Raw genomic sequence first — 13,453 nt, 5'->3', positions numbered from 1 at the left:
TATCTAACCGGAAAGTTTCTTTCCAAAAGGTGACCCGCCGGTAACCCAGGAGAACTGGGCAAACAGCCGCAGAGCGGGCGTCAGCGTTCCCGCTCCTCCACGCACCCGGGCGGACGCGAGCCCGACTTCGCCGAAGGAGCCCCCCGTGCCCCAGCCAGAGACCGCCTCCCCCGGCGCCCTCTCCGCCGAACCGGCCGCGGAGCGTCCGCTCTCGCACGGCCAGCAACGGCTCTGGTTCCTGCACCGGTTCGATCCCGGCGATCCGAGCTACAACACCTCCTATGTTTACCGTCTGAAAGGTTTTCTTGACAAGGCCGCTCTGGCCGCCGCTTTCACCGCGGTCGCGGCCCGGCACGAGAGCCTGCGCACCCGCTTCCGCGAGGTGGACGGGGAGCCGGTGGCGGTCGTCGAGCCGCCCGCGCCCGTGGTGGTCCACCGACTGGCCGCCCGGGACGAGCAGGAGGCCCGCGACCTGGTGGCCTCGCTGACCAACACCGCCTTCGACCTGACCGCCGCGCCGCCGTTCCGGGTCACGCTGATCGAGCTGGGCCCGGACGACCACGTGCTCTGCGTGGTCGTGCACCACATCAACAGCGACGGCTGGTCGCTCAACGTGCTGCGCGCCGAGGTCGCCGCCCACTACGGCAGCCGCGGCGCCGCACCGCTGCCCGCCCTCCCCCTGCAGTACGGCGAGCACGCCCGCGAACGGCGCTGGACGGACGACGACCTGCGCTGGTGGACCGCCCGCCTGGCCGGGGTCCCCCCGCTCGACCTGCCCGCCGACCGGCCGCGCCCGGCCCGGCGCTCCTGGGCGGGGGACGCGCTCGGCTTCCGGATCGGCCCGGAGCGGGCCGCCGCGATCGCCGCGCTGGCCCGGCGGGCGCGCTGCACGCCGTACATGGTGCTGTTCGCCGCCTACCAGGTGCTCCTGGCCCGGCACACCGGGCAGGACGACTTCTGCGTGGGCACCCCGTCGGCCGGCCGCGACCGCGTCGAGCTGGAACCCATGATCGGCTTCCTGTCGAGCACGCTGCCCGTCCGCTGCGACATGTCCGGCGACCCCTCCTTCACCGAGCTGCTCCGGCGCACCCGGCGCTCGGTGCTGGACGCGCTCGCCCGCCAGGACGTGCCGTTCGAGCGCCTGGTGAGCGAGCTCGACGTGCCGCGCGACCTCGGCCGCACCCCGGTCTTCCAGACGATGTTCGCCCTGCACACCCACGGCGAGGACGCCGACCCGCTGCCCGGCCTGGCGGCGGTCCCGTTCCCGAACGGCTGGCACCCGGCGCGCCACGACCTGTCGGTGGACGTCGCCCCCGCCCCCGACGGGGCCCTCGACGGCACCGTCATCTACAGCACCGAACTGTTCGACCGCGAGACCGTGGTCATGCTCGTCGAGCGTTTCCAGGAACTGCTCGCGTCGGCCGTCGCCGAACCCGACCTGCCGGTGGGCGCGCTGCGCATGCTGCCGGAGGCGGAGCTGGACCTGCTGGACGCCTGGAACGCGACCGGCGCGGACCTGCCCGAGGCGACGCTGGCGGACCTGGTGCTGGCGCAGGCCGAGGCCACCCCCGGCGCGGTGGCGGTCGTCTGCGGCGCGCAGACGCTGACCTACGCGGAGCTGGCCGCGCGGGCGGCGCGGGTCGCCGCCCGGCTGGCCGCCGCGGGCGTCGGCCGCGGCTCCCTGGTCGCGATCCGGATGGAGCGCGGCCCGGACCTGCTCCCCGCCCTGCTGGGCACGGCGATGAGCGGCGCGGCCTACCTGCCGGTCGACCCCGGCTATCCCGAGGCCCGCGTCGCGTACGTGCTCGAGGACTCGGCCGCCGCCCTGGTGCTGACCTCCCTCGACGACCTGCCCCCCGCTCCGGCCGCCCCCGGGGCGGCCGACCCGCCCCGCCCCGGGGACACCGCGTACGTGCTGTACACCTCGGGGTCCACCGGGCGGCCGAAGGGGGTGGCGGTCCCGCACCGGGCGCTGGTGAACTTCCTGCTGGCGATGCGGTCCCTGGTCGGTTCCACCCCGCGCGACGTGTGGCTCGCGCTGACCTCCCTCTCGTTCGACATCTCCGCCCTGGAGCTGTACCTGCCGCTGGTCACCGGCGGCCGGGTGGTGGTCGCGGACGCCGGGACCGCCGTCGACGGCGCGGAGGCCGCCCGGCTGGTCCGCGAGACCGGGGTCACCCACGTGCAGGCGACGCCGTCGGGCTGGCGGGTGCTGCTGACCGGCGACCTGCCCCGGGTGACGGCGCTCACCGGCGGCGAACCGCTGCCGCCCCGGCTCGCCCGCGAGCTGCGCCCGCGCGTGGAGCGCCTGGTCAACGTGTACGGCCCGACGGAGACGACGGTCTGGTCCACGGCCTGGGAGGTGCCCGCCGACCCCGGCGGGATCGTGATCGGCCGGCCGATCGCCAACACCACGGTCCACGTCGTGGACGCGGCCGGCGAGACGGTCCCGATCGGGTCCCCGGGCGAGCTGCTCATCGGCGGTGCCGGGGTGGCGACCGGCTACCTGGGCCGCCCCGCGCTGACCGCCGAGCGGTTCGTCCCCGGCCCGGGCGGCTCCCGCCGCTACCGGACGGGCGACCGGGTCCGGTTGCTCCGCGACGGGACCCTGGAGTTCCTCGGGCGCACCGACCACCAGGTCAAGCTGCGCGGCCACCGGATCGAGCCGGGTGAGATCGAGGCCGTGCTGGACGCCTGCCCGGGGGTCCGGCAGTCCGTCGCCGCCGTCCGCGGCGACCTCCTGGTCGCGTACGTGGTCCCGGACCCGGTGCCGGGCACCGAGTCCGGGACCGGGACCGGGACCCGTGCCGGGACCGCCTCAGCCGCCGGAGCCGGAAGCGCCGCGGGCACCGGGGCGACCGGGCACGCCGCGCAGACCGCGGACGCCTCGGGCCCGTACCGGGACCTGCCGGACCTCCTCCGGGAGCGCCTGGCCCGGGAACTGCCCGGCTACATGGTGCCCGGCGTGCTCACGGTGGTGGACGCGCTCCCGCTGACGCCCAACGGGAAGATCGACCGCTCCGCGCTGCCCGAGCCGCCCGCCCCGGCCCGCGAGCACGTCGCCCCGCGCGGCGACGCCGAGGAGCTGGTGGCCGAGGTCTTCGCCGAGGTCCTGGGCGTCACCGGGATCGGCGCCTTCGACGACTTCTTCGCCCTGGGCGGCCACTCGCTGAGCGCCGCCCGGGTCGTCTCCAGGATCCGCGCGCTCGCCGAGGTGGACGTGCCGATCCGCACGCTGTTCGCACGGAGCACGGTGGCCGGGCTCGCCGCCGAGGTGGAGGAGCTGCTGGTCGCCGAGCTGGCCGCACTGCCGGAAGAGGAGGCGCGACGCCTCATGGAAGCGGGGAACCAGGCATGAGTCATCTCGTCGTGGTCAACCACGAGGAACAGTATTCGATCTGGCCGTCCGGCCGGGAACTGCCGGACGGCTGGCGCGCGGAGGGCTTCTCCGGTGACCGGGAGGAGTGCCTGGCCCACATCGAGCGGGTCTGGACGGACCTGCGACCGCTCAGCGTGAGAGGAGCCGGCGGTGCCTGAGGAGACGACCCGGACGGTGGACGACGACCGCACGGCCCACGACGTCGTGCCGGGTGACGGCACGGCGGCGCAGCGGGTGACCGGTGACGGCACGGCGGACGACGCCGTGGCGGGCGACCGCACGGCGGCGCGGCGCGTGACCGGCGTGACCAGGGAGCGCCTGGCCGAGATGGTGGCCTCGGCCTCCGACGGCGCGATCACCGCCGGGGAGGCGCTGGCCGCCGAGGTGCCGCTGACCGCGCTCGGCTTCACCTCCCTGGCGCAGATGCGGCTCATCGACGCGGTGGAGAGCGAGTTCGGCATCGAGTTCGACCTGTCCTCCGCCGGGATCGGCGCGCTGGACGACCTGGACGCGCTGGAGCGCCACCTCGCCGGGATCCGCTGATGGAGATCCGGTTCGCGGGGGGCCGGGCGGGGACGGCTCCGCTCACCTGGGGCCAGCGGGCCATCTGGGACACGATCGTGAAGACCGCCCCGGACGACCGCTACTTCAACTTCGGCCGGGTGCTCGCGGTCCCCGGACGGGCCCGGCCGCTCACCCCCGCGCGGGCGGCCGAGGCGCTCGGCGCGCTGGTGGCCCGGCACGAGTCGCTGCGGACCCGCCTGGGCGGGGACGGGCCCGGGCCGGGCCGGTCCGGGCCGCCCCCGCACGCCGCCGGAGGATCCGCGGAGCCGTACCGGACCGCCGGACCGCACCCGGCGGAAGAGTACGGTGACCCGTCCCGGGCGGCCGGGCCGTACCAGGTGCTGGAGTCGGCGGGCGTGCTCCCGGTCGCGGTGGCGGCCGGCGACCCCGACCGGTTCCTCGACGAGCTGGCGGCCACCGCGTTCGACTACGCCGCCGAGTGGCCGCTCCGGGCCGGGCTCGTCGTCGACGGCGGCGAGGTGACCCACATCGTGCTGGTCTTCTGCCACCTGGCCGCCGACGGGCTCGGCGCCGAGGTGGTCCTGCGCGACCTGCGGCTGCTGCTGCTCCGCGGCTCGGTCCCCGGACCCCCTCCGCCGCAGCCGCTGGACCTGGCCCGCTGGCAGGAGTCCGGGGCCGGGCGGCGGGTCGCCGGGATCGCGGCCGGGCACTGGGAGCAGGAGTACCGGCGCGTCCCGCCGACCATGTTCGGCCGCCCGGCCGGTGACGCCGCCGACCCGCCGATCTGGCGGGCGCAGATCGTCTCCCGGGCGATGGACCTGGCCGTCCGGCGGATCGCGGCCGTGCACTCCGCGAGCACCTCGACCGTGCTGCTGGCCGCCGCGTCCGCGATGGTCGGCGCGGTGACCGGGCACGGCGTCTGCGCGATGCTGCCGATCGTGGGCAACCGCTTCCGCGGCGACACCGTGAACGCGGTCACCACCCTCTCTCAGGAGGGACTGTTCGTGCTCGACCTGGACCGGGGCCCCTTCACCGAGCTGCTGAGGGCGGCCGGGCCCGCCGCGCTGCGCGCCTACCGCTCGGCCTACCACGACCCGCGCGACCGCGACCGCCTGACGGCCGAGGCGAGCCGGGAGCGCGGCACGCCGGTCCACCCCTACTGCTGCTTCAACGACCTGCGCTTCGCCGACCGGCCGGACGCCTCCCCCGGCGAGGCGGAGGTACGGCGGGCGCTGGCCGACACGGCGCTGTCCTGGCCGCTGCGCCAGGAGCGGCTCAACTGCCGGTTCTGCCTGCACGTGACCGACGAGCCCGGCGGACTGGGCGTCTCGCTCACCGCCGACACCCGCTTCCTGCCCCGCCCGGCGATGGAGCGCTACCTGCTCGGCCTGGAGTCGCTGCTGGTGGAGGCGGCCTTCCGCGACGTCCTGGAGCCCGTCGGATGACGATCTGCGCCTACGCCGAGTCCACCTCCCGCGCCCAGGGCGAGCGGCTCCGCTTCCACCTGTCCCACACCTCGCGGGCGCCGCTGCGCGGTTCGGTGTCCGTCGAGGACACCGCCTCCGGCCGGAACGTGCTCGACGGGGCGTTCGACGGCCCGCACTGGACCCTCGAGGTGCCGGCCGGCTGGGCGAGCTCGCTCTACCGGGCCGTCTTCGCCACCGGGGAGGGCGAGTCCGAGGTGTACTTCGCGGTCCGGGCCGCCCGGCCGCGCTCACCGATCCTGCTGTCGATCCCGTTCCCGACCTGGCAGGCCTACAACCGGGCCGGGATCCCCGGCGAGTCGCTCTACTGGTCGGAGGAGCCGGCCCGCGCCGCGCGCGTCTCCTTCGACCGGCCGGGCGGCGGCCCGCCGCCCGAGCGCTGGGAGGAGGGCATGATCCGCTGGCTCGGGCCCGCCGGGTACGACGTGGACTACTGCTCGGCGCTCGACCTGCACGACGGCGGCGACCTGCTGTCCGGCTACCGCCTGCTGGTGGTCAACGGCCACGACGAGTACTGGTCGGCGGGCATGCGCGACAGCGTCGAGGAGTTCGTCCGGCGCGGCGGCAACCTCGCGGTGTTCTCCGGCAACACCTGCTGGTGGCAGTTCCGGCTGGAGGACGGCGGGCGGACCATGGTCTGCCACCGCGACGCCGCGGCTGACCCGGTGGCCGCGACGGACCCCGCCCTGACCACGGTCGAGTGGTCCGCCGACCCGGTCGGCCGGCCGGAGAACGCCCTGATCGGCGTCAGCTTCCGGCGCGGCGCCGGGACCTGGGGGCCGTACATGCAGCGGATGCACGACGAGTCCTACACCGTCCGGTTCCCCGAGCACTGGGCGTTCGAGGGGACGGGCCTGGGCGAGGGCGACAAGTTCGGCCAGGGCGCGATCGGCTACGAGACCGACGCGTGCGACTTCACCGAGGTCGACGGGGTGCCGCTGGCGACCGGCCGGGACGGCACGCCGCCCTCCTTCGTCGTCCTGGCCACCGCGGACCTGCGCCACTGGGCCCGGTACGGCCAGGGCGGCATGGCCACCATGGGCGCCCTGCGCCTGGGCGCGGGCACGGTGTTCACCGCCGCCACCGTCAACTGGGGCAACACCCTGCACGATCCCGCGGTGGAGCGCATCACCCGCAACGTGCTGGACCGGCTGTCGGCGCCGGCGGGCGGCTGGGAGGCGATCGGCCCGCCCCGCTCGCTGCGCGCGCTGACCGCCGCCGGCTCGCCGGTGTACGGCGCCGGCCCGGCGCTGTACGGCGTCACGCCGGACGGCTCGCTGCTCACCCGGGACGTCTGCGGCCAGAACCTCCGCTGGCGCGAGGCCGGCTCCGCGCCCGGCGTGACCGCCCTGGCCGTCCCCCGCGAGGCGACCACCGCCCACCCCGTCGCCCTGTACGGCCTGACCTCGGGCGACCGCCTCGTCCGGCGCGAGCCCGACGGCTCGTGGACCGTGCTCGGCGGGGCGCCCGCCGACGCGGCCGGTCTGGCCATGGTGAACGGCGGCCTGTTCACGGCCGCCGCGGAGCTCCTGTGGCACTCGGGTCCCGCCGACGGCGGCTCCTGGCGGCCCGTCGGTCCCGCCCCCGGCGTCGTCGCCCTCACCGGCATGAACGGCCGCCTCTACGCCGCCTGCGCGGACGGCCGGATCCGCACCCGCCTGCCGTTCGCGGCCCCCGCCGAGTGGACCGACCTGTGCGATTCCGGCGGGGCCACCGCGCTGGCGGCGCACGCCGGCCGGCTGGTCGCCGCCGCTCCCGACCTCCCCCTGCGCTGGCGCGCCGCGCTCCCCGGCTGAACCGGGCTCCCCGGCCGGGCGGATCCGTGCGGGAGAGGAGAGGCCGCGCGGGTCCCGGTGCGAGCCCGGCGGCTCAGAGCGGCCGGGGGCCGTAGAGGGCGGCGCGGGCGCCGGTCGCCATCGCCCAGTAGCGGTCGCCGTAGGACCAGTGCCACCACTCGGTGGGGTAGTTGACCAGGCCCGCCGACTCCAGCGCGGCGCCGAGCAGCTTGCGGTGGTGGCGGGCCTCGGCGGACAGGCCGGGGGCCTCGGTGTAGCACGCCCCGTCGCTCTGCTCCGGGGTGGCGTTGAGCGGCGTGCCCAGGTCGAGCTCGACGCCGTCCTCGGTGCACAGGGTCAGGTCCACCGCCGCCCCCGCGGTGTGCGGGGCGACCTCCACCGGTGAGACGTAGCGGCTCGCCGCGGACCGGATCCACCCGGGCGACATATCCGGAAATTTCATCTCAAGGAATGCCGAGTAGTCCTCGAAGATCCGTCGCTGCGCCGCGATCGGCCGGTACCCCTCCACCACCAGCAGGCGGTGGCCCGCGGGCAGCTGCGCCTGCGCCTCCTCCAGCCGGAGCAGCAGCCCCCGCCGGAGGTGGGCGAAGGCCCCGTCCGGATCGGCGGGCCGCCCGTCGACCAGCAGCCGCCCCCGCACGTCGACCAGCGGCTCGCCGTTCTCCTCGACCGGGATCGCGGCGACGCGGGAGTCGGAGATCAGAACGATGTCGCGCATAGCCGCGATTCTCCCATCCGCCCCTTCTCGATCTTCGACCCGTGCGCCGCCGCCGGGAGGCCGCCCGGCCGCCCTTTCCCGAACTTCGACCCGTGCACCGTCGGCAGGCCGCCCCGCGGCCCCGCGGCCACCGGTCAGGTCGCGGCCGCAGTCCCGTCGACCAGGTCCTGCGCGGCCTGGCCGAAGGCGCGGACGCGGGCGGTGGCGCCGTCGGCCCGCCACAGCAGCCCCCAGCGCAACGGCGGGGCGTCGCCGAGGGGGACGTAGGCGACGTCGGGGCGGGCGTAGTAGCGCCTGGCGTGGGCGCCGACCGGGAAGACGCCGTGGCCGGCGCCGATGAGGGTGAGCATCTCGGTGAACGTCGAGGCCGACGGACCGGGCTCGATCGGCCGCCCCCCGGGGGTGGTGCGCGGGGTGCGGTCCTCACGCAGCGAGCCGGGCAGGGTGTCCGGCAGCTGGAGCAGCTTCACCGCGGCCAGGTCTTCGAGGGAGACCGACGCGCGGCGGGCGAAGGGGTGCCGGGCGGGCACGGCGAGCACGCGGGGCTCGGAGACCAGGACCGGTCCGGTGGCGATGTCCGGTTCGTCGATGGGGAAGGTGCCGAGCGCGAGGTCGACGCGCCCGTCGCGCAGCCAGGGCATGAGATCGGCCATCTGCGCCTCGCGGAGCAGGACGTCGCAGTCGGGGCGGCGCCGGCGGAACAGTTCCGCGGCCCCGGCCAGGAGCTGCCCGCCCGCCGCGCCGACGAAGGCGACCCGGAGGGTCCCGGTCAGGCCGCGGCCGGTCTCGACCGCGCGCTCGAACGCGGTGGTGATCCGATCCCAGGCCGGGCGGACCTCCTCGTGCAGCCGCCGTCCCACCGTGGTCAGCTCCACCCGGCGGCTGGTGCGGTTGAACAGCGGAACCCCGATGCGGCGTTCCAGCCTGGCGATGATCTGGCTGATCCGGGCGGTGGACACGTGCAGGCGGTCGGCGGTACGGCCGAAGTGCAGTTCCTCGGCGAGGGTGAGGAACGCCTCCACCTCGTGCCGCTCCAGCATGCGCCCCTCCGGATCGTTAATTCAGGCTTCACGATCCTTGCACAGGCCTCCATTGATCGGCCGGCCGCCCCGGAGGAGGGTGGAACCGCTCGGACACCCCTGCGACCCGAACGGGGGCGGCGACGCACGTCACCGGCGCGTCCGCTCCGGCCGCCCCGGCCGCCGAGGCGGACGCGGTCGTCCGGGAGCCGCTGGACCGCGCCGAGCCCCTCACACGCTGTACCGGTTCGGCCCGGCACCCTGCCAGCCGTCTCGAACCCACCACCGCCCGGATCGGAGAGAAATGATCGACAAGCTGAGCGACCTGCGCACCCAGGTCCGCGGACGGGTCCTGCTGCCCGGGGACGGCGGCTTCGACCAGGCCCGGCGCCCCTGGAACCTGGCCGTCGAGCAGTCCGTCCCCGCCGTGGTCGAGGCCGCCGACGCCGCCGACGTCGCGGCGCTGGTCCGCTTCGCCCGCACGCGCGGTCTGACCGTCTCGGTCCAGCCCAACGGCCATGGCGCCACCGGAGACCTGGACGGCGCGATCCTGCTGCGCACCCGCCGGCTGGACGCCCTGGAGATCGACCCGGACGCCCGGCGCGCCCGCGTCGGCGCGGGGCTGCCCTCGGGCCGCCTCCAGGCGGCCGCCGCGCCGTACGGACTGACCGGCCTGCCCGGCAGCTCGCCGGTCGTCAGCGTCACCGGCGTCGCCCTCGGCGGCGGGCTGAGCTGGTTCGGCCGCGCCCACGGCTGGGTCGCCGACAGCGTCACCGCGTTCGACATCGTGGACGCCGAGGGACGGGAGCGGCGCGTCACCGCCGGCACCGATCCCGACCTGTTCTGGGCGATGCGGGGCGGCGGCGGCGACTTCGCGATCGTCACCGCCGCGGAACTCTCCCTGCACCGCGCGCCGGACCTGTACGGCGGGCGGATCCTGTGGCGGATCGAGCACGGCGAGGCCGTGCTCGAGGCGTACCGGCAGATCACCGCCACCGCCCCTGACGAGCTGACCCTCTGGCTGGACCTGCTGCACTTCCCCGGTTCCGACCCGATGATCGCGGTGGACGCCACCCACCTCGGCGCGGCCGCCGAGGCCCGCGCCCTGCTGAGCCCGCTGGACCGCCTCCCCCGCCCGCTCGCCGACGGCAGGCGGACGATGACCGTCGCCGAACTCGGCACCATCACCGCCGAGCCCACCGACCCCGGTGCGGGCTCCTCCCGCGGCGAACTGCTCACCGGCCTGGACGACACGGCGGCCAAGACGCTGCTGGCCGGTCCCATCGCCCCGTTGATGAGCGTGCAGCTGCGCCACCTGGGCGGCGCGTTCGCCCGCCCGTCCGACAGCCCGCACGGCCCGCTGACCGAACCGTACGCGCTCTACCTGTTCGGCGTGCCGGCCGACCCGGCGACGGCCGAGGCGGTCACCGCCCGGCAGCGCGAGCTCGCTTGCGCCCTCCCGGTGAGCGGCCGCAAGCCCTTCACCTTCCTCGGCCCCGGCGAGACCGCGGCCGACGCCTTCGCCCCGGCCGCGCTGGACCGCCTGCGCGACGTCAAGCGCCGCCACGACCCGCACGGCACCTTCCGCAGCAACTTCCCCGTCCTCGGCTGAGCAGCGGCTTCCCCGGCCGGAAGGGTCTGCGACCCGATCGCCCGCCGGGCGCCCGCCGGGCGCCCGTTGATCGTCCGCCGGACACCCGCCGATCATCCGGCGGGCGCCTGGCAGGCGTCCGGAGGCGGACAGGCCGCAGGCCGGGCTCAGACGGTGTCGGAGAACACCTCCTCGCGGGCCTGGTGGAGGGCGGAGACCAGGGCGCCGCGGAGCACCGGGTTGCCCTCGACCTCCGTCACCACGACGCTGGGCCGGGTCGGGCAGACCCGGCCCACGGCCTCCTCCACCCTCGAGGCCAGGGCCGGCCCGCCCGCCCTGCCGACGTCGCCGCCCAGCACGATCAGGCCGGGATCCAGGACCACCGCCACCGCCGCCACGCCCACCGCGAGCCGGCCCGCCAGCTCGTCGAGGAAGCCCTCCGCCCCTTCGGCGACGGCCGTGCGGACGTACCCGCCGACCGCGTTTCCGCCGTTCCCGCCGTCCCCGCTATCCCTGCCGTCCCCGCCGCCGAGGCCGTACGCGCCCGCCAGGCCGGTGATGGCGTCCCCGCCGACCAGGCGCTGGAAGGAGCCCGACTGGGGCTCGCTCACGTCGGTCGGGAGCGGCTCGCCGGGGACCGGGAGCCAGCCGATCTCACCGGCGCCCCCGGTGAAACCGCGGTGCAGCCGCCCGCCGAGCATGACGCCGAGGCCCTGCCCGACCCCGGCCCAGACCAGGACGAAGTCGTCCGTCCCGAAGGCCGCGCCGCACTCGCGCTCGGCCAGGGCGGCCAGGTTCACGTCGTTCTCGATCGCCACCGGGATGCCCAGCCCCCGGCGGAGCTCGGTGAGCACGCCGCCGTGCCAGGACGGCAGGTCGAGGGAGAAGCTCACGTCACCGCTGCGCGGGTCGACGACGCCCCTGGTGCCGATCACGAAGGAGCGCAGCCGGGAGCGGGTGATGCCCGCCGCCGCGCAGGCCCTGCGGACGGCGCCGCGCACCAGCCGGACCGGGTCCTGCTCCCCGTCGGGCTCCCCGGGGAGGTCCACGGTCACCTCGGCGACGAGCTCACCGGTGATGTCGGCGATCCCCGCGCTGATCCGGTCGGGCAGCACGTCCAGGCCGGCCACGTAGGCACACGAGGGCACCACGCCGTACAGTGCGGCATTGGGGCCGCGTCCCCCGGCCTGCTCGCCGACCACCGAGACCAGCTCCCGCTCCTGGAGCCGGGAGAGCAGCTGGCCCGCGGTCACCTTGGACAGGCCGGTCCGCTCCCCCAGCTCGGCACGGGTGAGCGGACCGCCGGACAGCAGGAGTTCGAGTGCCGCCCGGTCGTTGAGCTGGCGCAGCAACCGGGGTGTCCCCGGACGTCTGGGCACGGTCTGCCTCCCCCGTCACGATCCGCTAACGATCGTTTCTTTTAAGAAAGTTTCTTGTTAGTTTAGCCGCAGTCAGCCCGCAGGCAAGTGCAGGAGAACGCCTCGGGATGCCAGAGCGCCGACCGTATGGAGGGCGTCTTCGACCAGGTACGGCACGGCATGGGGACCGCGCCGCCGCCCGAAGCGCGACCCCGACGCGAAGCCGGGAAGGGAGAACCCCCAAGTGAAGATCATGAAGATCGCCGTTACGACGGCCACCACCGCCGCCCTGGCCCTGGGCCTTGCCGCATGTGGCTCCAGCGAGCCTGCCGGGAACAGTGCCGCGCCGGCGGCGGACTCCTCCGCCGCGGGCGGCCAGAAGTTCGCCGGCCAGAAGCTGACGGTGTGGCGTCTCGGAACGCCGGATGAGAAGCAGAACGCGCTCATGGCCGACCTGAACGCGAAGTTCAAGGAGACCACCGGCGCCGACGTCAACCTCCAGTGGGTGCCGTGGCCGGAGGCGCAGGCCAAGTGGACCGCCGCCCTCGCCGGCGGCGAGGGCCCGGACGTCACCGAGTTCGGCAACGACCAGGTGGCCGCCTGGGTCGCGCAGGACGCCCTGACCGACATCACCGACCTCGTCAAGAGCCACCCCGACTTCCAGCAGATCCCGCAGAACCTGTGGGGCTACGAGACGGTGGACGGCAAGATCTACGCCGCCCCGTGGGGCGGCGGCACCCGCGCCGTCCTCTACCGCAAGGACTGGTTCAAGGATCTCGGCATCGAGGTCCCCAAGAACTGGGACGACCTCGTCGCGGCCGGCAAGAAGATCGTCGCGGAGAAGGGCAAGGACGTCGACGGCTTCGCCTTCAACGGCGGCTCCGACGCCAACATGTCGCTCTCGCCGTTCGTCTGGTCCGCCGGTGGCGACTTCGCCGCCTTCGAGGGCGGCAAGTGGGTCGGCAAGCTGACCGAGCCCGGCTTCAAGGAGGGCTTCCAGTACTACACCGACCTCGTCGTCAAGCACGGCGTCTCGCGCAAGTCCGCCCTGACCCAGAACTCGGTGGACATCGCGACCCGCTTCGCCAACGGCAAGGTCGGCATGTACGTGACCGGCGGCTGGGACATCACCACCATCAAGGAGCAGAGCGGCGGCAAGGTCGGCGACGACCAGATGGCCTTCTTCTCGCTCCCGGCCAAGGACGGCAGCGGTCCGGCGCCCGCCTTCCAGGGCGGCAACGACATCGCCATCTGGAAGGACGCCAAGAACCCCGAACTGGCCGCCGAGTACATCAAGCTCGCCGCGGGCGAGGAGTTCGGCACCCGCTACGCCAAGGAAGGCGGCCTGCTGCCGCTCTACCCGAAGGCGCTGGGCGAGTACGCCTCCGACCCGATCCAGGCTCCGTTCGCCGAGACCTTCAAGGTCGCCAAGGGCTTCCCGAACGACACCAACTGGGCCGAGGCCAACGACACCAAGGCGGTCCTGCAGAGCGCGGCCCGCGCGGTCATCGAGGGCAAGAAGGACGTCGACACCGCACTGGCCGACGCCAACAAGGAACTCGAAGAGATCCTGAACCAGTAAA

10 protein-coding genes are annotated in these 13,453 nt (G+C 75.0%); 7 read left to right on the top strand and 3 right to left on the bottom strand.

What is annotated here, in order from left to right; genetic code table 11:
• The first annotated feature begins 145 nt into the window (after positions 1 to 145).
• Genes HS048_RS38825 through HS048_RS12520 form a run of 5 tightly spaced genes read left to right on the top strand, consistent with a single transcriptional unit; the run spans position 146 to position 7,184 of the window.
• Complete coding sequence (locus HS048_RS38825; protein WP_196467035.1) at positions 146 to 3,358, top strand: non-ribosomal peptide synthetase; 3,213 nt, start codon at positions 146 to 148, stop codon at positions 3,356 to 3,358.
• Positions 3,355 to 3,537: an MbtH family protein gene (locus HS048_RS12535; protein ID WP_068896942.1), complete on the top strand. Its 183-nt coding sequence runs from the start codon at positions 3,355 to 3,357 to the stop codon at positions 3,535 to 3,537. The genes HS048_RS38825 and HS048_RS12535 overlap by 4 nt, the downstream gene beginning before the upstream one ends.
• Complete coding sequence (locus HS048_RS38820) at positions 3,530 to 3,922, top strand: acyl carrier protein (RefSeq protein ID WP_307832444.1); 393 nt, start codon at positions 3,530 to 3,532, stop codon at positions 3,920 to 3,922. The genes HS048_RS12535 and HS048_RS38820 overlap by 8 nt, the downstream gene beginning before the upstream one ends.
• On the top strand, positions 3,922 to 5,349 hold the full coding sequence (locus HS048_RS12525) for a hypothetical protein (protein WP_196467034.1): 1,428 nt from the start codon (positions 3,922 to 3,924) through the stop codon (positions 5,347 to 5,349). The genes HS048_RS38820 and HS048_RS12525 overlap by 1 nt, the downstream gene beginning before the upstream one ends.
• Positions 5,346 to 7,184 carry a N,N-dimethylformamidase beta subunit family domain-containing protein gene (locus tag HS048_RS12520; protein WP_196467033.1) on the top strand — a complete coding sequence of 613 codons (1,839 nt, stop codon included), beginning with the start codon at positions 5,346 to 5,348 and terminating at the stop codon, positions 7,182 to 7,184. Before HS048_RS12525 ends, HS048_RS12520 begins: the two co-directional genes overlap by 4 nt.
• A gap of 73 nt (positions 7,185 to 7,257) precedes the next feature.
• Here HS048_RS12520 and HS048_RS12515 read toward each other — a convergent pair whose 3' ends face one another.
• Positions 7,258 to 7,902, bottom strand: a complete 645-nt coding sequence (locus tag HS048_RS12515; RefSeq protein ID WP_196467032.1) for a M15 family metallopeptidase — start codon at positions 7,900 to 7,902, stop codon at positions 7,258 to 7,260.
• 134 nt (positions 7,903 to 8,036) lie between these two features.
• Positions 8,037 to 8,942 (bottom strand): LysR family transcriptional regulator, encoded by a 906-nt coding sequence (locus HS048_RS12510; protein WP_196467031.1) that lies wholly within the window; start codon positions 8,940 to 8,942, stop codon positions 8,037 to 8,039.
• Between the two features lie 283 nt (positions 8,943 to 9,225).
• On the opposite strand from HS048_RS12510, the gene HS048_RS12505 reads away from it, so the two are divergent.
• Positions 9,226 to 10,533: an FAD-binding oxidoreductase gene (locus HS048_RS12505; protein WP_230880820.1), complete on the top strand. Its 1,308-nt coding sequence runs from the start codon at positions 9,226 to 9,228 to the stop codon at positions 10,531 to 10,533.
• Between the two features lie 146 nt (positions 10,534 to 10,679).
• Here HS048_RS12505 and HS048_RS12500 read toward each other — a convergent pair whose 3' ends face one another.
• Positions 10,680 to 11,891 (bottom strand): ROK family transcriptional regulator, encoded by a 1,212-nt coding sequence (locus HS048_RS12500; RefSeq protein WP_068896948.1) that lies wholly within the window; start codon positions 11,889 to 11,891, stop codon positions 10,680 to 10,682.
• A gap of 232 nt (positions 11,892 to 12,123) precedes the next feature.
• On the opposite strand from HS048_RS12500, the gene HS048_RS12495 reads away from it, so the two are divergent.
• Positions 12,124 to 13,452, top strand: a complete 1,329-nt coding sequence (locus HS048_RS12495) for a sugar ABC transporter substrate-binding protein (protein ID WP_230880819.1) — start codon at positions 12,124 to 12,126, stop codon at positions 13,450 to 13,452.
• The last annotated feature ends 1 nt before the right edge of the window (position 13,453 follow it).

The sequence above is a fragment of the Planomonospora sp. ID91781 genome, from assembly GCF_015711595.1.
Taxonomy (GTDB): domain Bacteria; phylum Actinomycetota; class Actinomycetes; order Streptosporangiales; family Streptosporangiaceae; genus Planomonospora; species Planomonospora parontospora.
The sequence above is the reverse complement of the archived record's forward strand: the minus strand, read 5'-3'. Positions and strand labels throughout refer to the sequence as shown.